General features: G+C 72.2%; 20 protein-coding genes. 8 read left to right on the forward strand and 12 right to left on the reverse strand.

Features of this window, described 5'->3' with window-relative positions; all coding sequences use genetic code 11:
* Positions 1 to 80: 80 nt before the first annotated feature.
* Complete coding sequence (locus tag ACFYP0_RS24845) at positions 81 to 1,361, forward strand: outer membrane protein assembly factor BamB family protein (protein WP_386997729.1); 1,281 nt, start codon at positions 81 to 83, stop codon at positions 1,359 to 1,361.
* Positions 1,358 to 2,635 carry an outer membrane protein assembly factor BamB family protein gene (locus tag ACFYP0_RS24850; protein ID WP_386997731.1) on the forward strand — a complete coding sequence of 426 codons (1,278 nt, stop codon included), beginning with the start codon at positions 1,358 to 1,360 and terminating at the stop codon, positions 2,633 to 2,635. The genes ACFYP0_RS24845 and ACFYP0_RS24850 overlap by 4 nt, the downstream gene beginning before the upstream one ends.
* On the opposite strand, the gene ACFYP0_RS24855 is transcribed toward ACFYP0_RS24850, so the two are convergent.
* Positions 2,636 to 3,787 (reverse strand): peptidase C39 family protein, encoded by a 1,152-nt coding sequence (locus ACFYP0_RS24855; protein ID WP_386997733.1) that lies wholly within the window; start codon positions 3,785 to 3,787, stop codon positions 2,636 to 2,638.
* Positions 3,788 to 3,928: 141 nt separating this feature from the next.
* Here ACFYP0_RS24855 and ACFYP0_RS24860 point away from each other — a divergent pair, with 141 nt between their 5' ends.
* The 3 genes from ACFYP0_RS24860 (at position 3,929) to ACFYP0_RS24870 (ending at position 6,428) form a co-directional block, all read left to right on the forward strand.
* Positions 3,929 to 4,597, forward strand: coding sequence for a response regulator transcription factor (locus tag ACFYP0_RS24860; protein ID WP_355499306.1), 669 nt, complete (start codon positions 3,929 to 3,931; stop codon positions 4,595 to 4,597).
* Positions 4,594 to 5,769, forward strand: a complete 1,176-nt coding sequence (locus ACFYP0_RS24865; protein WP_124855554.1) for a sensor histidine kinase — start codon at positions 4,594 to 4,596, stop codon at positions 5,767 to 5,769. Before ACFYP0_RS24860 ends, ACFYP0_RS24865 begins: the two co-directional genes overlap by 4 nt.
* Before the next feature lie 239 nt (positions 5,770 to 6,008).
* Complete coding sequence (locus tag ACFYP0_RS24870; RefSeq protein ID WP_355499303.1) at positions 6,009 to 6,428, forward strand: VOC family protein; 420 nt, start codon at positions 6,009 to 6,011, stop codon at positions 6,426 to 6,428.
* Positions 6,429 to 6,544: 116 nt separating this feature from the next.
* On the opposite strand, the gene ACFYP0_RS24875 is transcribed toward ACFYP0_RS24870, so the two are convergent.
* From ACFYP0_RS24875 to ACFYP0_RS24910, 8 genes are all read right to left on the reverse strand, one after another.
* Positions 6,545 to 7,171 carry a dihydrofolate reductase family protein gene (locus tag ACFYP0_RS24875; protein WP_355499300.1) on the reverse strand — a complete coding sequence of 209 codons (627 nt, stop codon included), beginning with the start codon at positions 7,169 to 7,171 and terminating at the stop codon, positions 6,545 to 6,547.
* Complete coding sequence (locus ACFYP0_RS24880; RefSeq protein ID WP_355499297.1) at positions 7,168 to 7,644, reverse strand: SRPBCC domain-containing protein; 477 nt, start codon at positions 7,642 to 7,644, stop codon at positions 7,168 to 7,170. Before ACFYP0_RS24880 ends, ACFYP0_RS24875 begins: the two co-directional genes overlap by 4 nt.
* Positions 7,641 to 7,979, reverse strand: a complete 339-nt coding sequence (locus ACFYP0_RS24885; RefSeq protein WP_355499294.1) for an ArsR/SmtB family transcription factor — start codon at positions 7,977 to 7,979, stop codon at positions 7,641 to 7,643. Before ACFYP0_RS24885 ends, ACFYP0_RS24880 begins: the two co-directional genes overlap by 4 nt.
* Positions 7,980 to 8,137: 158 nt before the next feature.
* Positions 8,138 to 8,965, reverse strand: coding sequence for a hypothetical protein (locus tag ACFYP0_RS24890; protein ID WP_355499291.1), 828 nt, complete (start codon positions 8,963 to 8,965; stop codon positions 8,138 to 8,140).
* A 169-nt stretch (positions 8,966 to 9,134) separates the two neighbouring features.
* Positions 9,135 to 11,204: a 3-hydroxyacyl-CoA dehydrogenase NAD-binding domain-containing protein gene (locus ACFYP0_RS24895; RefSeq protein WP_355499289.1), complete on the reverse strand. Its 2,070-nt coding sequence runs from the start codon at positions 11,202 to 11,204 to the stop codon at positions 9,135 to 9,137.
* Positions 11,201 to 12,397, reverse strand: a complete 1,197-nt coding sequence (locus tag ACFYP0_RS24900) for a thiolase family protein (protein ID WP_124855538.1) — start codon at positions 12,395 to 12,397, stop codon at positions 11,201 to 11,203. Before ACFYP0_RS24900 ends, ACFYP0_RS24895 begins: the two co-directional genes overlap by 4 nt.
* Before the next feature lie 301 nt (positions 12,398 to 12,698).
* Positions 12,699 to 14,027: a ribonuclease D gene (locus tag ACFYP0_RS24905; protein ID WP_356977062.1), complete on the reverse strand. Its 1,329-nt coding sequence runs from the start codon at positions 14,025 to 14,027 to the stop codon at positions 12,699 to 12,701.
* A 95-nt stretch (positions 14,028 to 14,122) separates the two neighbouring features.
* On the reverse strand, positions 14,123 to 14,695 hold the full coding sequence (locus ACFYP0_RS24910; RefSeq protein ID WP_355499284.1) for a DUF3000 domain-containing protein: 573 nt from the start codon (positions 14,693 to 14,695) through the stop codon (positions 14,123 to 14,125).
* A 137-nt stretch (positions 14,696 to 14,832) separates the two neighbouring features.
* Between ACFYP0_RS24910 and hemE the strand changes: the two genes are divergently transcribed.
* The 3 genes from hemE to hemQ are packed head-to-tail and all read left to right on the forward strand — an operon-like array spanning position 14,833 to position 18,098.
* On the forward strand, positions 14,833 to 15,984 hold the full coding sequence (gene hemE, locus ACFYP0_RS24915; RefSeq protein WP_124853369.1) for a uroporphyrinogen decarboxylase: 1,152 nt from the start codon (positions 14,833 to 14,835) through the stop codon (positions 15,982 to 15,984).
* Positions 15,985 to 15,990: 6 nt separating this feature from the next.
* Positions 15,991 to 17,400, forward strand: coding sequence for a protoporphyrinogen oxidase (gene hemG / locus ACFYP0_RS24920; RefSeq protein WP_124853368.1), 1,410 nt, complete (start codon positions 15,991 to 15,993; stop codon positions 17,398 to 17,400).
* Positions 17,397 to 18,098, forward strand: coding sequence for a hydrogen peroxide-dependent heme synthase (gene hemQ, locus ACFYP0_RS24925; protein WP_124853367.1), 702 nt, complete (start codon positions 17,397 to 17,399; stop codon positions 18,096 to 18,098). The genes hemG and hemQ overlap by 4 nt, the downstream gene beginning before the upstream one ends.
* 287 nt (positions 18,099 to 18,385) lie before the next feature.
* On the opposite strand, the gene ACFYP0_RS24930 is transcribed toward hemQ, so the two are convergent.
* From ACFYP0_RS24930 to ACFYP0_RS24940, 3 genes are all read right to left on the reverse strand, one after another.
* Positions 18,386 to 18,901 carry a GNAT family N-acetyltransferase gene (locus ACFYP0_RS24930; RefSeq protein WP_124853291.1) on the reverse strand — a complete coding sequence of 172 codons (516 nt, stop codon included), beginning with the start codon at positions 18,899 to 18,901 and terminating at the stop codon, positions 18,386 to 18,388.
* 93 nt (positions 18,902 to 18,994) lie between these two features.
* Positions 18,995 to 20,092, reverse strand: coding sequence for a lytic polysaccharide monooxygenase auxiliary activity family 9 protein (locus tag ACFYP0_RS24935; protein WP_355499280.1), 1,098 nt, complete (start codon positions 20,090 to 20,092; stop codon positions 18,995 to 18,997).
* 118 nt (positions 20,093 to 20,210) lie between these two features.
* Complete coding sequence (locus tag ACFYP0_RS24940; protein WP_124853297.1) at positions 20,211 to 20,666, reverse strand: GNAT family N-acetyltransferase; 456 nt, start codon at positions 20,664 to 20,666, stop codon at positions 20,211 to 20,213.
* Between the last annotated feature and the right edge of the window lie 24 nt (positions 20,667 to 20,690).

Consider the following 20,690-nt stretch of genomic DNA (forward strand, 5'->3'; position numbering starts at 1 on the left):
TGCCGGGCCGGTGCGCTGACGGTCGGTTTGCCGGACGGTGACTCGTCGGCCAGCCTTACCTGGTGACGGAAGGACGGTCCTTGTCGATCATCGAGCTGGGCGAGATCCGGGACGAGCCCGTGTCGGCACCTCCGGTTCGCCGCCCGCGCGCCGTCGGTCGCCCGCTGCACAGCGCGACTGTGCTGGTGCTCAGCCTGGTGATGCTGGCCGGTGCCGCGCCGCAACCGCAGAGTACGGTGAGCGTGGTGCCGGCGTCGCGGATGGCCACCGCGTATCTGGCCGGCGACGCCGTCTACGTGGTCGATCCGCCGACACCCGACGGGGAGCGGTACCTGACCGCGTACGCCCAGCCGGCACCGACCGGCGTCGGGGTGCGGCGGCGGTGGCAGGCGCCGCTGGCCCGCACGGGTGACTACCTCGACGTCCGGGTCGAGCGGGGGTTGGTGCTGGCGCTGGCGGTCAACGCCCCGAACCGGCTGTTCCAGACCACCGCCTTCGACACCGCGACGGGCAGGCAGCGCTGGCAGCATCCCGGTGCTGCCCAGCCGACGCCCGGCGGTGTCCTGATGGTGACCAACGGCCGGGAGGGCGGGTCGGGCGCGATGAGCGGGGTTGAGCCCGGCACTGGCCTGGTGCTCTGGTCGGTGCCGATCCCGCCGGCCGCCAGCCCCACCTACCACCTCACTTCCGAGGGGCAGGTCGACCGGTTCGTGCTCCTGCAACCGACCGGCGAGGTGCAGGTGCACGACGCCGGCACCGGCCAGCTGCTGCGCAGCATCGACACGCTGCCCGGGGACCGGTCGGCGTACCAGCGGGTGCAGATCGTCGACGACCTGCTGCTGCTCGTTCCGCCGGGCAGCACCCGGCTGGTGAGCTTCGGGCTGGCCGAGTTGGAGCCACGGTGGACGGCGGAGGTGACGTTGGTGTCGCATGTGCTCGAATGCGGTGGCCTGCTCTGTGCGGTACCGCAGACCGGTGGCCTCCAGGTGCTCGACCCGGCCACCGGCTCGGTGCGGTGGTCGGAACCGGGCCAGGACGTCCTGGCCGACGTCCGGTACGGTCGGCTGCTGATGGCCCGGCCCGGCCAGGGGTACGCGGTGCGGGACGCGGCCACCGGGCAGGTACGAATCGAACTGGGCGTGTGGAGTCTGATGCCGGTGCTGGGGCCGGACGATCCGCTGGTCGGTGTGCGGCGGGGTGACGACGGTCGGATGGTCGTCGCCGAACTGGACCTGGTGGCCGGTCGGACGCGGATCGTCGACGTGCTGCCGGGCATCGCCGGCAGCTGCCAGGCGTCCCTGCCGGTCCTGCTCTGCCAGCGCCTCGACGGCACCACCGCGCTGTGGCGGTTGACGCGATGACCGGGCCGGTGATCGACCTCGGTGAGCTGCGGCACGACCCGGACCCGGACCCGGTGCCCCGCCCGCCCCGCGCTCATGGTCGTCCGCTGCGCTTGGCGCTGGTCGTGGTGCTCGCGCTCGTCACGCTCGCCGGCTCCGTCGTCACACCAGCCCGGCCGGCCCCGGTGACGCTGCCGGTCCGGTCCGGGTCCGACGTCATGGTCGACGGTGACCTCCTCCTGGTCCTGGAGCCGACCAACACCGCGACCCGACGGGCGCGGGTGGCCGCCTATCGGTTACCCGGCGGCGAGCCGGTCTGGCAGGCGCCGCTGTCGGCGGAGGCCAGGTACTGGGGGATGACGCCACTGGCCGGGATGCTGCTGGCCACCGGCTACGAGATCGGCCCGGAGGGTCGGGACACAATCACCGTCGCGCTGGACCGGGCGACCGGGGCGTACCGGTGGCAGCAGCCGGGCACCGTCTCCAAGCTGACCGACGGCAATGTGCTGCTGCGTAGCGGCGGCGAGACCTTACCGTCCACTCTGCGCGCGGTCGATCCGTGCTGCGGCACCGTGCGCTGGCAGCTCTCCGGCACCAGCCCCGAGACGACTGTGCGGGGCACCGACCGCGGGGTGGACCGGGTGGTGCTCAGCCAGGTGGATGGGCCGGTCGAGGTACGCGACGCGATCACCGGCGCGGTGCTGGCCCGCGCCGACCTGCGCCCACCCGACGGCGGTCGGATCGGCCTGGACCTGACAAAGGACCTGCTGCTGGCCATCGACAGAGGCTCGGGCACTGTCACCGCGTACGAGCTGGACCAGCTCAAGCCCCGCTGGACCCGGGCCAGGGTGCACGTCGACTTCGCGCTGGACTGCGGCCCCGTCCTGTGTGTGCGCACCGGCAACAACGAACTGCAGGCGCTCGACCCGGCAACCGGCGAGGTGCGCTGGAGCAGCACCCAGTGGGGGTGGGCCTGGCCGACCGACGGCCGGCTGATGGCCAACATCAGCGGGATCGGTCCGTCGGAGCAGTACGTCGTGCTCGATGCGCTGACCGGCCGGCAACTGGCCGACCTGGGCCGGTGGGAGCTGTACCAACTCGGTCCCGGCGGTCGGTTGGTCGGCATACGGCGGCACCCCGACGCAGGGGTGATCGTCGGCGAGTTGGACGTCGGCGCCGGAGAGGTGCGCATCGTGGACGTGCTGCCCGACGCCACCGGGGAGTGTCAGGCGATCACCGGCTACCTGGTGTGCAGTGCGGCCGGCGGGTACCAGCTCTGGAAACTGACCGACTGATCACCAGTTGGCCTGGGCGGGTGGCGGGGGCAGCGGCACCGACGCGGGTCGCAGCACGTACGCCACCCCACGGCTTCCCCGTTGCCAGACCGCCTCGAACGCCTGCCGGGGCACTGTGCGACGGACAGCGTCGTCGTCCGGGGCGTACGGGTCGTTGAGCACCGGGTCGCCGTCGCCGCTGAAGCCGACCAGGACCATCAGGTGCCCACCGGTGTCGTACCCGAGCCCCGGCACCTCGTCGGCCCGGAACGCGGCGGAGACGATCAGGGGGATGCCGGCGGCGACGAACTCCTCCGCCTCGACCAGCGACCGCAGCCGGGTGACGAACGCGTCCACCCCGTGCAGACCGGCGTACGCGGTGTTGAACGGCCAGTTGCCGGCCCCGGCGTACGCGTGGTCGTAGCAGTGCCGGGCGGCGTGCACCACCACCGGACGCGGGCCGGACGGCTCCACCCAGGCGTAGCGGTCCGGCGTCGGCTCGGCGCCCCAGTAGGCGAGCACCATCGAGGTGCAGGTGGGGCTGCACCAGGAGTCCCCGCCACCGCCCCACTGCGGGTACTGGCCGGCGTGCAGGCGCTGCGAGTAGCGGGGCACGTCCAGGACCCGGCCCCAGGCAGCGGACGGGACGGGCTCCCCCGCGTACCCCTGGTTGGCGATCGTGGGGCCGGTGGCGACCGCGCCGATGCTGCGCAGCACCGGCCCGGTCGGGCTGCCGGCGGGCCGGCACAAGGTCACCCGCGCCTGCCAACCGGTGGCCGTCGCGCCGGTCACGATCAGGGTGTCGGTGTCGACCCGGGCGGCACTGTCACGCTGTCCGGGCAGCGAGGTGCGCCGTACGGTGCCGTCGCCGGCGGCCCAGCGGGCCAGCCGGTACCAGTCGGTGCTGGGCGCGTCGTCGTGCCAACCGCGCAGGTCGACCTCGATCCAGCAGCCGTCCGGGGTGTCGGCCGTCCAGGACGGCACCACCTCGGCGACGGCGAAGCCGACCCGTACCGGCGGCGACGTCCAGGTGCCCCGTTCGGCGACGCCGTCGAGGACCAGCCCTCGACCGCTGGCGAGCAGGCCGTCGCCGCTGCCGCTGCTCGTGTCGGCCGGCAGGTGGAAACCCTGGTAGGCGATGTCCCGTCGGGTGGGTGGTGCCGCAGTGGTCATGCCAGTCCGTCCGTCGTTCGGTGCCGCCGGCCAGCATCGCGTACGCCGCGGTCGCCCGCAACGCCGGCCGGCACGGACGGCGAGGGACGATGGTTGCCGGCCGGCACTAGGTTGTCGGTGGTCAGCAGCGAGGAGGCCGGGATGCGGGTACTGGTGGTCGAGGACGAGCGCAACCTCGCCGACGCGATCGCACGCGGGTTGCGCAAGCGGGGGATGGCGGTCGACGTGGCGTACGACGGCGACGCCGGCCACGAGGCGGCGTTCGTCACCCGGTACGACGTGGTGGTGCTCGACCGCGACCTGCCGGGTGTGCACGGTGACCAGATCTGCGCCGACCTGGCGGCCTCCGGCGCGTTGACCCGGGTGCTGATGCTCACCGCCAGCGGCACTGTCGCCGACCGGGTGGAGGGGTTGCAGCTCGGCGCGGACGACTACCTGCCCAAACCGTTCGCCTTCGACGAGTTGGTCGCCCGGGTGCAGGCGCTGGGCCGGCGGGCCACCCCGGCCGCGCCTCCGGTGCTCGAACTGGCCGACCTGGTGCTCGACCCGGCCCGCCGGGTGGCCACCCGCGCCGGGCTGCCGGTGGACCTCACCAACAAGGAGTTCGGGGTGCTCTCCGAGCTGCTCAAGGCGCGTGGCGCGGTGGTCTCCAGTGAGGAGCTGCTGGAACGGGTCTGGGACGCGAACACCGACCCGTTCACCACCATCGTCCGGGTCACCGTGATGACGTTGCGCAGGAAGCTCGGTGACCCGCCGTTGATCGAGACCGTGGTCGGGGCGGGCTATCGCACCGCCGAGGTGGGCGCATGAGCCGCCGGCTGCGACCCACCCTGCGGCTGCGGCTGACCCTGCTCAACGGGGTGCTGCTGATCGGGGCGGGAGCGATCCTGGTGTTGCTGGCCTGGCTGCTGGTCCGCGACGCGTTGCGTCCCACCGACGAGTTGGTGCCCGGCACGATCGTGCTGCTCTCCGACGGCCGGCAGATGGACGCCGCCGAGTGGCAGCGGCAGTTGGTCGACGCCGCCTCCGGGGAGCTGCTGGCCAAGGGCCTGGTCGCGCTGCTGGCGATCAGCGTGGTCGGGGTGGCCGGCGCGTACGCGGTGGCCGGTCGGGCCCTGCGCCCACTGCACCAGGTCACGGCGACCGCCCAGCGGCTCGGTGAGGCGACCCTGGACCAGCGGATCGGCTACTCGGGCGCCGACGACGAGGTGGCCGAGTTGGCCAAGACGTTCGACGCCATGCTGGACCGGATCGCGTCCGCCTTCGAGGCCCAGAAGCGTTTCGTGGCGAACGCCTCGCACGAGCTGCGTACCCCGCTCGCCGTGATGCGGACGGAGATCGACGTTACGCTCAGCGACGACGACGCGGACACCGCCGAGTACCGCCGGATGGCGACAGTTGTGCGCGACGCTTCCGAGCGGGCCAACGGCCTGGTGGACGCGCTGCTGGTGCTGGCCCGCAGCGAGGCGCAGGCCGGGCGGCAGTTGGGCCGGCGTACCGAGTGTGACCTCGCCGCGGGCACCGCCAACGCGCTGTCGGCGATGCGCCGCGAGGTGGAACGGATCGGCCTGCGGGTGCAGACGTCGCTGGAGTCCGCGCCTGTCGTCGGTGACCCGGGGCTGCTCGACCGGCTGGCCGGAAACCTGATCGAGAACGCGGTGCGCTACAACCACCTGCACGGTCGGCTCTGGGTGCGTACCGGCACCGACGGTGACCGGTCCTGGCTGGTGGTGGGGAACACCGGGTTCGAGGTGGACCAGGCCGACGTGCCGGGGTTGTTCGAGCCGTTCCGCCGTGGTGGCCGCGAACGCACCGGAGCCCGTGGCTCCGGCCTGGGGCTGTCCATCGTCCGGGCGGTCTGCGCCGCGCACGGCGGCACCGTACGGGTGGTCGCGCAGCCCGGCGGTGGCCTGGAGGTGACTGTCACTCTGCCGTCGTCGGACGCCCCGGCCGTGCCCGGAACGGTTTCCGCCGCCGGCTGATCGGGGTTGCGCGCCCCGCTGGCCCGGTGGCAAGATCGCGTCGTCAGCTCGAGAGGGAAGGGGGTGCGTCGATGTCCACCAATCTCGGCTCCGCGCCCCGGGTCAGCGTCGGCTGACGTCCCGGAGGCGGAGCGCCCCCGCACGGGTAGGGCGCTGATCGCCCACTCGATGGGGAACCAGTTCCTGCGTGGTGCGCCGGGTACACGGGCCGCACCACGTCACCACCGTGGAGGACCACTGTGAGTTCGACGATCCACAACATCAGCATCGACTGTTCCGACACGTACGCGCTCGCCGGCTTCTGGGCGCAGGTCTTCGACTGCCCACGGCAGCCCGACGACTTCCCCGGCGACCCGGAGGCGATGCTCCTGCCGCCGGGTGGCCCGGAGGTGCTGTTCATCGCGGTACCCGAGGGCAAAACGGTGAAGAACCGACTGCACCTGGACCTGCAACCCGCCGACCGGACCCGGGCCGAGGAGGTCGAGCGACTGCTCGGCATCGGTGCGACGCTCGTCGCCGACCACGTCGGCCCGACCGGTGGTGGTTGGGTGGTGCTCGCCGACCCGGAGGGCAACGAGTTCTGCGTGCTCGGCAACGCGGCCGAGCGGGCGGCGGCAGCGGCGGCGCGAGCCGCGGCAGCGGTTGCCGAACCGGCCTGACCGTCGACGTACGGCACGGGGCCCGGCCACCCTCGGGTGGCCGGGGCCCCGTGCCACGCTGCTGGGGCAGGACTTGCCCGCGAGATTCCGGCGTTGGCCGTGTCGTAGCGCGGTGACTAGACGAAGGCTGTCATGCCCTCGTATTCCGCCACCGGGGCGGCGCCGACATGCTCGTACTCGAGCAGGAGCAGACCCTTCGCCGTCGCCTCGTGGTGCACCAGTCGGAGGCCGACGGATGCGCTCGGCTGGTCGAGCAGCCGCCGCCCGGAGCCGGCCACGGTGGGGGCCACGACGAGTCGGAGTGTGTCGACGAGGCCGGCCGACAACAGAGCCTTGCCAAGTCGTGCGCTCCCGTGGATCTGGAGCTCCCGTCCTGGCTGAGTCCTGAGCTCCCCGACGGTGTGGATCGGGTCGCCGTGGAGCACGGTCGTCGGGTGCCAGCTACCGTCCGCGAAGGTGTTGGTCACGACGTACTTCGGTAGTGAGTTCATCCGTTCGGTGAACGGATCGTCCGGGTCGGTGATCTGCGGCCAGTCGCGAGCGAACGCCTCGTAGGTCCGCCGTCCGAGCAGCAGACCGTCGGCAAGACCCAACCAGTCCGAAGTCCGGCGGACGAAGACTTCATCCAGGTAGGGCACGAGCCAGCCGCCCCGGGTGAAGTCGTCGCTCGTGTCCTCGGTCGGCGAGCCGGGACCCTGGCTGACGCCGTCGAGAGTGACGAACTGGGTAAGGACGATCTTCACAGCGCCCCCTGGCTCTCGGCGAGCCCGGCGAGTTGTTCGGTGACCGAGCCCCAGCCGTCCGCGAAGCCGATCTTCTCGTGAAGGTCACGAGCGGCGGGATCACCGTGGCGGACGATGATCCGGTAGTCCGTGCCGTCCGGATGGTCCTTCATGGTGATCTCCGCCGTCATCGGAACCGGGGTGGGGTTCGCGGGCCGCCAGGCGCTGTCGATCACGTTGGTGAACACGATCCGTTCGAGGTCGTCGACGACGAGGAAGCACGCGTCGAGGTGCCTGACGAACTCCACCCCGTCCTCGCTCAGTCGGGTCACGAGCGCGCCACCGGGCCGGGCGTCCAAGCGATCGACGCGGCACAGGGCCGGCGCCGGTATCCACCACTTCTCGAAGCGGGACGGGTCGGTCCAGGCGCCCCACACGGCGGCGCGAGGGGCGCGGATGACCCGCGCCATGGTCAGGTCGAGGTCGGGATTCATTGCTGGTTCTCCTGCTCATCGGTGACGAGGCGTTCCAGGCGATCCGTGCGCTCTTCCCAGATCCGGCGCTGCTCCGCAAGCCAGTCGTCGACGACGGCGAGGCGCTCGCGGTTGAGCACGCAGGTGCGCACCCGGCCGGACTTGGTCGTGTGGATCAGTCCGTTCGACTCCAGCGTCCGCACGTGCTTCATGAACGAGGGGAGGGTCATCGGAAGTTCGCGGGCGAGGTCGCCGACGCTTGTCGGACCGCGGCCGAGGCGTCGGATGACCCAGCGCCGGGTCGGGTCAGCGAGGGCGACGAACACGCCGTCGAGCTGCGCCGAATACTGTGCCATGCGGCTAAGTGTTGCTGGAGTTGACACTTAGCGCAAGAGCAAAGTATCCCCGGCCCGGGGAGTGGCTGCCGTGCCGACCGCAGCCGGTCGGCGAGCTTCAGGAGAGCAGCAGGGGCCCCGGCCACCCGAGGGTGGCCGGGGCCCCGGTCGCGTACGGATCAGGACTGCTGCTCGACCTGGCCCCGGATCGCGGTGAACTCGGTCTTCGCCTGGTCGGCGGACTTGAAGTACATCACCACCATGCCCAGGCTGCCCCGGTCGGCCCAGACGCAGATGCCCAGCGGCACGGTGTCGGCCTTGCCGTCGCCGCAGCGCGCCTCACCGCCCAGCGGGCCGGCGTCGACGGCCGTCATCTTGTTCACCGTCAGCTGCTTGGACAGGCCGTCCACATAGGCGTCGAGCTCCTTCTTCGGGTCCGACAGCAACCCGGACACGCCCGTGATCATGACGAGGTCCTGCTTGGTCGGGTCGCCGTAGAAGGCGGCGACCGTGCTCGTCTCGTTCCCCGCCGCCGTCTTCATCCCGCTGACCGCCTGCTCGGCGGCCGTCTGGAGCTCCGGGTTGGTGAGCTTCGGCCGGCCGGCGAGGGTGGCCGGCGCGACGACCCGGGTCTTGCTGGCGTCCAGCGCTTCGTTCACCGGCCCCTTGGCGACGGCCCAGATGATCGCCGCGCCGCCGACGCAGAGCACCAGCACCACTGCCAACACGATCAGCACGATCTTGCCGACGTTCGACTTCTTCGCCGGGGGAGGACCGCCGGCCAGGTTCGGGTCACCGTACGGCTGACCCGGCTGCGCGGACGGGAAACCAGGCTGGGCCGGCGGGAAACCGGGCTGCGCGGGCGGGAAGCCCGATTGCGCGGGTGGGAAACCACCGGGCTGCTGTGGGTGTCCCTGCTGCTGCGGCGGCGGCCAGCCGCCCGACTGCTGCGACGGGTCGGGGGAATCGTGCGGCGGGCCGTAGGGATTGGCCGGCGGCTGGGACATCAGTCAGCTCCAAGATGGGGGTGCAAAACGCGTGATCCTAACCCGGCGTGGCGCCCGCCGTCGTCCCCGCGGAAACCCCATCCTGCTGCCGCCTGATCACAAACGGTCGCGGTGGCCGGTCCGTCCAACAGGGACGGTCCGACCACCGCGACGGTGGTGCTGCGATCGGTCAGGCCGGCAGGCTCGCCGCACCGCGCGGCAGGAACCGCTGGCCGGTCACCCGCTCGGAGGTGCCGGTCCGATCCAGGTACGGCGTGACGCCGCCCAGGTGGAACGGCCAGCCGGCGCCCAGGATCATGCACAGGTCGATGTCCTGCGCCTCGGCGACCACACCCTCGTCCAGCATCAGCCGGATCTCCTGCGCGAGCGCGTCGAGGGCGTTCTGGCGTACCTGCTCGGCGGTCAGCGGCTGGTCACCAACGACGAGCAGCTTGGCCACCTCGTCGTTGACCTGGTCGTCGACCACGATCGGTTGGCCCGAGTCGGCGATCCGCTTGAGGTTCTCGCTGACCCCGAACCGGTCCGGGTACGCGGCGTGCAGGGTGCCGCCCACGTGGTACGCGACGGCCGGCCCGACCAGCTGGAGCAGGGCCAACGGGCGCATCGGCAGGCCCAGCGGGTCCAGTGCGCTGTTGGCCACGTCCAGCGGGGTGCCCTGGTCGACGGCGGCGAAGACGGTGCCCAGGAAGCGGGTGAGCAGCCGGTTCACCACGAACGCCGGAGCGTCCTTGACCAGCACGCTCGACTTCTTGAGCTGCTTGCCCACCGCGAACGCGGTGGCCAGGGTGACGTCGTCGGTGCGCTCGCCCCGGACGATCTCCAGCAGCGGCAGCACCGCCACCGGGTTGAAGAAGTGGAAGCCGACCACCCGCTCCGGGTGCTCCAACTCGGCGGCCATCTCGGTGATCGACAGCGAGCTGGTGTTGGTCGCGAGCACCGCCTCCGGGGAGACGATCTTCTCCAACTCGGCCCAGACCTGCTTCTTGACGCCCAGGTCCTCGAAGACCGCCTCGATGACGAAGTCCGCGTCGGCGAAGGCGCTCTTGTCGACCGTGCCGCTGACCAGGCCGTACAGCTTGGCGGCGGTGCCCTTGTCCATCCGGCCCTTGGTGACGGCCTTCTCGATCTGGGTGTGCACGTAGCCGACGCCCTTGTCCACCCGGGACTGGTCGAGGTCGGACATCACCACCGGCACCTGGAGGCGGCGGGCGAACAGCAGCGCCAGCTGGCTGGCCATCAGACCCGCGCCGACGATGCCGACCTTGGTGATCGTGCGGGCCAGGCCCTTGTCCGGTGCGCCGGCCGGGCGCTTGGCCCGCCGCTGCACCAGGTCGAACGCGTACAGCCCGCTGCGCAGCTCCTCGGAGAAGACCAGGTCCGCGAGTGCCTCGTCCTCGGCGGCGGTGCCGGCGGCGAAGTCGCCGTCCTTCGCCGTCTCCAGCAGGTCGAGCGCCTTGTAGGCGGCCGGGACCGCGCCGTGCAGCCGCTGGTTCAGCGTCTCCCGGGCGAAGTAGAGCACGCCCGCCCACATGTCCTTGTCGACCTCGGGCCGGGTCACGGTGACCTGACCCCGGACCACGCCGGCAGCCCACTCCAGGGACCGCTCCAGGAAGTCCGCAGGCTCCAACAGGACGTCCGCGATGCCCAGCTCGGCCGCCTGCTTGGGCTTGAGCATCTTGTTCTGCATCAGCGGGTTCTGGATGATCACCTGGGTCGCGGCGGGGATGCCGATCAGGTTCGGCAGCAACTGGGTGCCGCCCCAGCCGGGCACCAGACCGAGGGAGACCTCGGGCAGCGCGAGGGCCGCCGCGCCGCCGGAGAGCGTCCGGTAGTGGCAGTGCAGCGCCAGCTCCAGGCCACCGCCCATCGCCGCGCCGTTGACGAACGCGAAGGTGGGGACGGTGCTGTCCTTGAGCCGGGCGAAGACCCGGTGGCCGAGCCGGCCGATCTCCAGCGCCTGCTCGCGGTCGGCGAGCTGCGGCAGGCCGACGATGTCCGCGCCCACGCAGAAGATGTACGGCTTGCCGGTGACCGCGATGAACGCCGGGTCGGCGGCGAGCGCGGCGGTGATCGCCTCGTCCAGGCTGGCCAGCCCACCCGGGCCGAAGGTGTTCGGCTTGGTGTGGTCGAAGCCGTTGTCCAGCGTGATCAGGGCGGCGGGCCGGTCCAGCCCCGGCACGTTCACCTGGCGCAGCAGCGCCCGGGTGACGACCTCGTTCGGTGCGGCGAGCGCGCTCACTTGTTGCCCTCCGTCCAGTGCGGGTTCTCCCAGATGACCGTGCCGCCCATGCCGATGCCGATGCACATCGCCGTGAGGCCGTAGCGGACCTCGGGGTGCTCGGCGAACTGGCGGGCCAACTGCGTCATCAGCCGCACGCCGGAGGACGCGAGGGGGTGGCCGATGGCGATCGCGCCGCCCCACGGGTTGACCCGCGCGTCGTCGTCGGCGATGCCGAAGTGGTCGAGGAAGGCGAGCACCTGCACGGCGAACGCCTCGTTCAGCTCGAACAGGCCGATGTCGTCGATGCTGAGCCCGGCGAGGCGCAGCGCCTTCTCCGTCGACGGGATGGGGCCGATGCCCATCACCTCCGGCTCGACTCCGACGAAGCCGAACGACACCAGCCGCATGGCGACCGGCAGGCCCAGCTCGCGGGCGGTTGCCTCGTCGGCCAGCAGGCTCGCGGTGGCACCGTCGTTCAGACCGGCCGCGTTGCCCGCGGTGACCTTGCCGTGCGGGCGGAACGGGGTCTTCAGGGTGGCGAGCTTCTCCAGCGAGGTGTCCCGCGGGGCCTCGTCCACTCCTGCCAGACCCCAGCCACCCTCCGCGTCGCGGATGGCCACTGGCACCAGGTCGTCCTGGAGCTTGCCGTTGGCGTACGCCTTGGCGGTCTTCTGCTGCGAGGCGAGCGCGAACGCGTCGGTGCGTGCCTTGGTGATGTGCGGAACCAGGTCGTGCAGGTTCTCCGCGGTGGAGCCCATCACCAGCGCGGACGGGTCGACCAGCTTCTCCGCGACGATGCGCGGGTTGGGGTCGACGCCCTCACCCATCGGGTGGCGGCCCATGTGCTCGACGCCACCAGCGATGGCGATGTCGTACGCGCCCATGGCGATGCCGCTGGCCACGGTGGTGACCGCGGTCATCGCCCCCGCGCACATGCGGTCGATGGCGAAGCCGGGAACGGTCTTGGGCAGCCCGGCCAGCAGGGCGGCGGTGCGGCCGATGGTGAGGCCCTGGTCGCCGATCTGGGTGGTGGCCGCGATGGCGACCTCCTCGACCCGCTCCGGGGGCAGCTGCGGGTTGCGGCGCAGCAGTTCCCGGATGCAGCGGATCACCAGGTCGTCGGCGCGGGTGTTGGCGTACATGCCACCCGCCTTGCCGAACGGGGTACGGACGCCGTCGACGAAGACGACGTCGCGAACTTCACGGGGCACTTGAGCCTCCTAATCGACCGTGGTTCGGCCTTCGCGCCGGGCGGCACGCCGGACCGGACAAGGGTCGCCGACACGGGCACGTTTCCCTCGAATGCTACTCGCCAGTAACCAACCGCGTCCCCACCCCCGCCTGTGGCCCACCCCACACCCACCACTCCACAACCACCAACCGCACACCCCCGCTCGTCCAGCCTCCGACGATCATGAGGTTGACGGGGCTGTGGATCTCCCAAAGGCCCGTCAACCTCATGATCACCCGGGCTCGGGGGGGGGGTGGGGGGGGGGTGGGGGGTGGGTGGGGTTAGGGGGTTGGGGTTGGTGGGGTCAGGGCTTCGGTCAGGTCGGGGGCGAGGAGGCCGATCTGCCACTCGCGGGCATTGAGGCCGCGCAGGGTCTCCGCGACCGACGCCTCGGTGATCTCCTCCGGCGGGGTCCAGGCCACCCGGCGGATCGAATCCGGAGTGATCAGGTTTTCCGGCGGAAGGTCGTGCTCACCGGCGATGCGGATCACGACCTCCCGGCAGCGGGCCAGCCGACCGGCCGCCACCGGGTCCCGCTCGGCCCATCGGTGCGGCGGAGGCGGGCCCTCCACGGCCGGCGAGACCGGCAGGGAATCCTCCGGCAGTTGCCGGGCGTCGTCGAGCGCGGCGAGCCAGGTGCGGGCCAGCCGACGGACCGACCGACCACCGAAGCCGGGGAGGGTCAGCAGGGTCTTCTCGTCCTTCGGGTCCAGTTCCGCCGCGGCGATGATCGCCGAGTCGGGCAACACCCGACCGGGAGCGGCGTCCCGCCGGGCCGCGATCTGGTCCCGGGCGTACCACATCGAGCGGACCCGGGCCTGGGCCCGCGCCCCCCGCAGCCGGTGGATGCCGGAGGTACGCCGCCACGGCTCCGCCCGGACCCGGGGCGGACGTGCCCCGGTGCGGACCAGGGCGGCGAACTCCTCCGCGGCCCAGGCCGACTTGCCCTGGCGGGTCAACTCGGCGTCCAGCGCGTCGCGCAGGTCGGTGAGCATCTCCACGTCGAGGGCGGCGTACGTCAACCACGACTCTGGCAGCGGTCGGCTCGACCAGTCGGCCGCCGAGTGGTGCTTCTCCAGGGTGAACCCGAGCAGCTGCTCGGTGAGCGCGGCCAGCCCGACGCGTTCGAAGCCGGCCAGCCGAGCCGCCAGCTCGGTGTCGAACAGTCGGCGTGGACGCAACCCCACCTCGGCCAGGCAGGGCAGATCCTGGCTGGCCGCGTGGAGGACCCACTCCGCCTCACCGATCACCGCGTCCAGCGCGCTGAGGTCGGGCAGGGGCAGCGGGTCGATCAGCGCCGTGCCCGCACCGGCCCGGCGCAGTTGCACCAGGTACGCGCGCTGGCTGTAGCGGTAGCCGGAAGCCCGCTCGGCGTCCAGGGCGACCGGGCCGGTGCCCGCCGCGAAGCGGGCCACGACCTCGGCAAGCTCGGCCGGGGTGGCCACCGGATCGGGGGTGCCGTCACGCGGTGCGATCAGCGGAACGGGCCCACCGTCGGTCGGGTCGGCCCCCTCGCCCGCCGGCTGCGGCTGGGCCGACGGCGGGTGCTGGGGTGCGTTTCCCGGAAGTTCTTCGGTGGGCCGACGGCGCAGGGGTGGTTCGTCGGTCACCTGCCAACCCTAGTGCGCGCGGAGATCCGGCGGGTGCAGCCGGTCCGGCGTGTGTCGATCAGGTGTCCGCAAAGTGTCCTCCCGAGGGCCGAACGTCAGGCTGCGCCGGCCGGGCGGCGATCGGAGAGGGCGGTGACGCCGGGTGGGGGGAGACCGGCGGTGGAGGCGAGCAACGCGCACCAGCCGTGCAGGTGTGGGGTCAGGTCGTCGTCGATCGGCGTCCAGGACGCGCGGATCTCGATGTCACCGATGGTCGGTGGCCCGGCGAGATCGCCGAACCGGGTCGACATGGTCTGCGTCACCGTTCCGCCGATCGCCCGGTGGCCGGCGTCCTGGGCGTCCAACGCGTCGGTCAGCCACGTCCAGCCGACCCCGGGCAGCAGCGGGTCGGCGGCCAGATCGACCTCCAACTCGGCGGTCACGTAGGTGACCAGCCGCAGGGTGCCCTGCCACGCCTCGTGCCCGACCGGGTTGTGCAGCAGGATCAGCCGGCCGGTCGCCACCTCGTCGTCGTCGCGCAGCACGGTCGCGGCGAGCGCGAACGTGTACGGGGCCAGCCGCTGGGGCGCGCCGACCTCCTCCAGGGTGATCTCCGGCCGCGGGGCGGCCGACCGCAGCCCGGCGACCGCTCGGGCGAACGTCTCCGGGAGGGCGATCGGGGGGGCCATGTCGGCAGCCTATGCCGCCGCCCGTCGCCCGCTTCGACGGCGCGCCGACGCTCGTGAAGGGCGCCGGGCGTAAGGAACGGTGCCCTTCCTCTCACCCCCACCCGATTGGGGGTGGCCGGCGTGGCACGATTGCGGCGATGACCACGGACACCACGGGCACTGTCGCCCGAGACGGAGATTCCCGCCCCGGCGGACCGGCCGACTCGCCCTTCATCCGGGCCTGCCGACGTCGGCCCGTCCCGCACACCCCGGTCTGGTTCATGCGCCAGGCCGGCCGCTCCCTCCCGGAGTACCGGGAGATCCGGGCGAGCGTGCCGATGCTGGAGTCCTGCCGGCGCCCGGAGCTCGTCACCGAGATCACCCTCCAGCCGGTGCGCCGGCACGGCGTGGACGCGGCGATCCTGTTCAGCGACATCGTGGTGCCCGTCGCCGCCGCCGGGATCGACCTGGACATCGTGCCGGGCACCGGCCCGGTGGTGGCCGAGCCGATCCGCACCGCCGCCGACGTGGAACGGATCCGCCGGATCACCCGCGACGACGTCTCGTACGTCGACGAGGCCGTCCGGCAGTTGGTGGTCGAGCTGGGCGACACCCCGCTGATCGGTTTCGCCGGCGCGCCGTTCACGCTGGCCAGCTACCTGGTCGAGGGCGGGCCGTCGCGCACCCACGCGAAGACCAAGGCCCTGATGTACGGCGACCCCGAGCTGTGGCACGCGCTCTGTGCCCGGCTGGCCGAGGTGACGTTGGCCTTCCTGCGGGTGCAGATCGAGGCCGGCGTCTCCGCCGTGCAGCTGTTCGACTCGTGGGCCGGCGCGCTCTCCGAGGCCGACTACCGCCGTTTCGTGTTGCCGCACTCGACCACCGTGCTGAGCGGGCTGGTCGATGACTGCTCCGGGTCGGGGCGCGGCGACAGACGCGCCGAGCCGGAGCGGTCGCCCGCCGGGGTGCCCCGGATCCACTTCGGGGTGGGCACCGCCGAGCTGCTCGGCGCGATGGGCGAGGCCGGGGCCGACGTGGTCGGCGTCGACTGGCGTACGCCGCTGGACGTGGCCACCGGCCGGATCGGCGCGGACAAGGCGGTGCAGGGCAACCTGGACCCGTGCGTCCTGCTCGCGCCGTGGCCCGTCGTCGAGGCCGAGGTGCGCCGCATCCTGGAGCAGGGCCGGGCGGCCCCCGGGCACGTGTTCAACCTCGGCCACGGGGTGCTGCCGGAGACCGACCCGGAGGTGCTGACCCGGGTGGTCGCGCTGGTGCACGAGCTGTCCAGCCGCCGAGCCGACCAGGGCTGACCGGGAATGCGGCAGCCCTGGCGGGTGGCGGTGGTCGGCGGCGGGATCGCCGGCCTGGCCGCCGCGGTCCGCCTGCGCGACCGCGCACCCGCCGGCACCGAGATCACGGTGTACGAGCAGTCCGGCGTGCTGGGCGGGAAGTTGCGCTCCGGGGAACTGGCTGGTCAGCCGGTGGAGTTCGGCGCGGAGTCGTTCCTGATGCGCGACCCGACCGGCGCCGAGAGCGCGGCGGTGGCGTTGGCCCGCCGGCTCGGATTGGCCGAGAAGATCGTGCACCCCACCGTGGGGCGGGCCGCGCTGGTCATCGACGGAGGGCTGCGCCCCATCCCGGGCGGCACCCTGGTGGGCGTACCCGGGGATCTGGATCGGGTGGCCACGGTCGCCCGCCCGGCCGCGGACGCCGACACCGACGGCGGTCGGCCGCTGGTCGGGCCGGACGCGGACGTCTCGGTGGGCGCGCTGGTCCGGTCCCGCTTCGGCAACGAGGTGGTCGAGCGGCTGGTCGACCCGATGCTGGGCGGCGTGTACGCCGGCCGCGCCGACGATCTTTCCCTGGTCACGACGATGCCGGCGCTGGCCCGCACGGCCCGGGTGGAGCACACCCTGGTCGGCGCGGTCCGGGCCGCGCAGGCCGCCGCGCCGCGTGCGCCCGGCGCCCCGGTCTTCGGCACCCTCGCCGGTGGGCTGAGCACCCTGATCGAGGCGGCGGTGACGGCCAGCGGCGCGACGGTACGGCGGGACGCCGCCGTGCGCGAGTTGACCCCCACCGGCACCGGCTGGCGGCTCACCGTCGGCCCGACCCGTGACCCCGAGCTGGTGGACGTGGACGCCGTGGTGCTTGCGGTGCCGGCGCGCCCGGCGGCGCGGCTGCTCGCCGGCCCCGCGCCGGCGGTGGCAGCGGGCGTCGGCGCGCTGGACTACGCGAGCGTCGCACTGGTCACCATGGCGTTGCCGCAGCCGCGACTGCCCGAGCTGTCCGGCTTCCTGGTGCCGAGTACCGAGGGTCTACTGATCAAGGCGGCGACCTTCTTCACCACCAAGTGGGGGCACCTGCGCCGGCCCGACGGGTTGGCCCTGGTGCGCGCCTCGGTGGGCCGGTACGGCGAGGAGGCGCACCTTCAGCGCCCCGACACGGACCTGGCGGCCACCGTGCACCGGGAGCTGTCGGCGGTGCTCGGCACCCCGCTACCCGCCCCGGTCGACGGGCACGTGCAGCGGTGGGGCGGTGCGCTGCCGCAGTACGCGCCAGGGCACGCCGACCGGCTCGGCGCCGCGCGGACAGCGCTGCGGGCAGCGCACCCCACCCTGGTCCTCGCCGGCGCCGGCTACGACGGCGTCGGCATTCCGGTCTGCGTCCGCTCCGGCGAGACGGCGGCCGAAGAGATCATCACAGCACTGGGAGGATCGGCGAGATGACCGAGCAGACCAACGCGGCCCGGTTGCGGGAGCTGAACGAAAGCATCCGCTACACCATGTGGTCGGTGTTCCGGGCCAGTTCCCCGCTGCCGTCGCTGCGGGACAACGTCACCGGCGAGGTGGTGTCCCTCTTCGAGGAGCTGGCCGGCAAGGACGTCGTGATCCGGGGCGTGTACGACGTCTCCGGGCTGCGCGCCGACGCGGACGTGATGATCTGGTGGCACTCCGCGTCCAGCGACGCGCTCCAGGACGCTTACCTGCGGTTCCGCCGCACCACGCTGGGCCGGGCGCTGACCCCGGTGTGGTCGCAGATGGCGCTGCACCGGCCGGCCGAGTTCAACAAGAGCCACATCCCGGCGTTCCTGGCCGGTGAGGAGGCTCGCCCCTACATCTGTGTGTACCCGTTCATCCGCTCCTACGAGTGGTACCTCCTGCCCGACGCCGAGCGGCGCGAGATGCTGGCCGAGCACGGCAAGTTGGCCCGCGGCTACCCGGACGTACGGGCCAACACGGTCGCCTCGTTCGCGCTCGGCGACTACGAGTGGATGCTCGCCTTCGAGGCCGACGAACTGCACCGGATCGTTGACCTGATGCGGGACCTGCGCGCCTCCAGCGCCCGCCGGCACGTCCGCGAAGAGGTCCCGTTCTACACCGGCCGCCGCCGTTCGGTAGCCGAAATCGTCAACTGCCTGGTCTGACGGGCCCTCCGCCCCCAGCCTTCCGCTCGCCCCCGCCCCGCCCCGCCCCCGCGATCTTGCACTTTCTGTCCCGACGAAAGGGGCATAGGGCGCGATCTGGCAACCGAAAGTGCAAGATCGCCGCGCTGGCTGCCTGGACTCGTCGATCACGGAGTTGTGGTGCCTGTTTTGGGAATCCGTGGGCGCTTTGTCGACCACCACAACTCCGTGATCGACGAGGGGCGCGGGGGTTGGACGAGCCGGCACGGGGTTGGGGAGGCGGCATGGAGGGTGACGGAGCGTCTCGCTCAGCGTGACGGGGTGAGGTGTGGTGGTTGGAGGGGGCGGAGCATGATCTGTTCTCGGCGTACGCCGTCGGGCATCAGGTCACCTGGCTCGTCGGTCAGGCGGAAGCCAGCGCGGTGGTAGAGGGACTTGGCGCGCGCGTTGTCCGTCCTGACGGAGAGGCGTAGCCGCTCGGCGCCACGCTCCTGGGCCCAGCGCGCCACCTCGTTCACCAGGCGGTCGCCGACACCGCTGCCGCGAGCGTCGGGGTGCACCCACATCGAGATCAGGTCCACCATGAGCGGGTCCGACGTGGGTACGCCGCTCGACATCCCAACCGGACGCCCGGCCAGGACGGCCACCAGGTGGAGTGAGCCGGGGATGCTCAACCGGTCGCGCCAGCGCTGCTCGCGATCGCCGTCGCCCTGCCAGTCGGCGAGCCGTGAGCCGAACGCTTCCGGTGCCTCGGCGAGGGCGGCCAGCCGCAGCTCCCGCCAGGTGGGCCAGTCGTCGGGGGTGAGCACCAAGATGTCGATCATGCGGAGATGGTGCCCCCCGCGGATCGCCGGGCACCACCACATTTTCCGCCGTCCGGCGCCGCACCCCCGCCCGGGTGCGGCGCCGGACGGGGATCAACTGGTCGTCGTACAGGAGACCAGCGGAACCGGGTTGCTGCCGTTCCACGAGCCGAGGAAACCGAACGTGGTGCTCGCTCCGGCGGCAAGCGTGCCGTTGTGGTTGGCGTTACGTGCGGTGACCAGCGTGCCGTTGGTGCTGACCGTCGCGTTCCACGACGAGGTGACCTGCTGGCCGTTGCCGTAGTTCCAGCTCACCGACCAGCCGCGGGTCGGTGAACCGCCCGCGGTCACCTTCACGTCGGCCTGGAAGCCACCGGACCACTGACCGGTGACCTGGTACGTCGCCGTGCAGGCACCGGCCGGCGGCGGGGTGGTCGGCGGGGGCGTGGTCGGCGGTGGGGTGGTGGGCGGCGGTGTCGTCGGCGGGGGCGTGGTGGGCGGTGGGGTGGTCGACCCGCCGCCGAAGTCGACGTCGCTGCACAGGTAGTACGACTGGTCCAGGTGGCTGGCCTGCCAGACGGTGTAGACGATGTGCCGTCCGGTGCGTCCCGGTGCGTTCACCGGGATCTGGATCGAGACACCGCCGGTGTCCGGGTCCCACTGGGAGGCCGGGGTGTTACCGATCTGGCCGGCCAACTCCAGGTTGCCCCAGCCGAGCGGTTGGGTGGCGGAGTTGAAGCCCTGCTTCGTCACGTACACCCGGATGTAGTCGGCGCCGTGACTGGCCTGGTCGAAGAAGCGGAGCCGGAAGTTGTTCGACACCGCTGTGGTCTTCCAGGCGCCGATGGTGTCCAACGCGTTGTAGCGGGGGCTCTGCGTGCGTCCGCCACTGCACAGTTGGCCGTCGGGGACGGCGGCCTGGTGGTTGCCGCCCACGCCCTCGCGGAACAGGCCGTTCCAGTTCCACATGGCGGCCGGGTCGGCCTGCCAGGCCTGCCAGCACATCGGGTCCTCGGTGGCCATCCGAGGGTTCTGGAAGTCGCTGCCCCAGCGTTGCCAGCAGCTGTAGTTACGGGACGCCGGGTCGACGACCGAACCATGCGCCGAAGCGGACTTGGGCAGCATGGTGGTCAGTGCGGTCGTCAACAGGAGCGTGATGGTCGCCATGATGGCGAACAACCAGAGCACGCGTCGTGATCGGGTGAAAGACATGGAGCCCCCGGGGGGATGAGGTCGGACGTCGACACCCGGATCGCCGGGAGTTGCCCACTCCCGTGCCTGGTCGCTGGCTCCCGCGACGGCTCTACCCGGCACCATGCCAGCTCGATCGTCAACCGTCAATGGCATCGCGCCGCATCGGGGTGTGCGGGATGCCGTCCTCGACGTACTCGGGGCCGCTCTCCGCGAAGCCGTGCCGGGCGTAGAACGCGACCAGGTGCGACTGGGCGTCCAGCACGCACTGTCGGTTGCCCACCACCTCCAGCGCCGCCGTCATCAGCCGGCCGGCGTGTCCGCCGCCACGCGCCGCCGGGGCCACCACGACCCGACCGATCCGGGCGACACCGTCCGGGTCGGCCAGAATCCGCAGGTACGCAAGCGGCGCGCCGCCGTCGGTGAGCCAGACGTGCCGGGTGCCCGGCTCGACGTCCCGCCCGTCCAGCTCCGGGTACGGGCAGTTCTGCTCCACCACGAACACGTCGATGCGCAGTTTGAGCAGGTCGTGGAGGGTGCGGGCGTTCAGGTCGGCGAAGGAGGCCGTCCGTAGTTCGGTGGTCTGCTGGGGCATCCACCGATGGTAGGTCGGGCGGGT

Origin of the sequence: Micromonospora arida, from assembly GCF_042873195.1 — a bacterium.
Taxonomy (GTDB): domain Bacteria; phylum Actinomycetota; class Actinomycetes; order Mycobacteriales; family Micromonosporaceae; genus Micromonospora; species Micromonospora arida.

Coding starts and splice junctions, on each gene's coding strand:
- ACFYP0_RS24850 (WP_386997731.1), top strand. CDS start 1,358: ATGACCGGGCCGGTGATCGACCTCGGTGAGCTGCGGCACGACCCGGAC.
- ACFYP0_RS24855 (WP_386997733.1), bottom strand. CDS start 3,787: ATGACCACTGCGGCACCACCCACCCGACGGGACATCGCCTACCAGGGT.
- ACFYP0_RS24860 (WP_355499306.1), top strand. CDS start 3,929: ATGCGGGTACTGGTGGTCGAGGACGAGCGCAACCTCGCCGACGCGATC.
- ACFYP0_RS24865 (WP_124855554.1), top strand. CDS start 4,594: ATGAGCCGCCGGCTGCGACCCACCCTGCGGCTGCGGCTGACCCTGCTC.
- ACFYP0_RS24880 (WP_355499297.1), bottom strand. CDS start 7,644: ATGAATCCCGACCTCGACCTGACCATGGCGCGGGTCATCCGCGCCCCT.
- ACFYP0_RS24885 (WP_355499294.1), bottom strand. CDS start 7,979: ATGGCACAGTATTCGGCGCAGCTCGACGGCGTGTTCGTCGCCCTCGCT.
- ACFYP0_RS24890 (WP_355499291.1), bottom strand. CDS start 8,965: ATGTCCCAGCCGCCGGCCAATCCCTACGGCCCGCCGCACGATTCCCCC.
- ACFYP0_RS24910 (WP_355499284.1), bottom strand. CDS start 14,695: ATGGCCCCCCCGATCGCCCTCCCGGAGACGTTCGCCCGAGCGGTCGCC.
- hemE (WP_124853369.1), top strand. CDS start 14,833: ATGACCACGGACACCACGGGCACTGTCGCCCGAGACGGAGATTCCCGC.
- hemG (WP_124853368.1), top strand. CDS start 15,991: ATGCGGCAGCCCTGGCGGGTGGCGGTGGTCGGCGGCGGGATCGCCGGC.
- hemQ (WP_124853367.1), top strand. CDS start 17,397: ATGACCGAGCAGACCAACGCGGCCCGGTTGCGGGAGCTGAACGAAAGC.
- ACFYP0_RS24930 (WP_124853291.1), bottom strand. CDS start 18,901: ATGATCGACATCTTGGTGCTCACCCCCGACGACTGGCCCACCTGGCGG.
- ACFYP0_RS24935 (WP_355499280.1), bottom strand. CDS start 20,092: ATGTCTTTCACCCGATCACGACGCGTGCTCTGGTTGTTCGCCATCATG.
- ACFYP0_RS24940 (WP_124853297.1), bottom strand. CDS start 20,666: ATGCCCCAGCAGACCACCGAACTACGGACGGCCTCCTTCGCCGACCTG.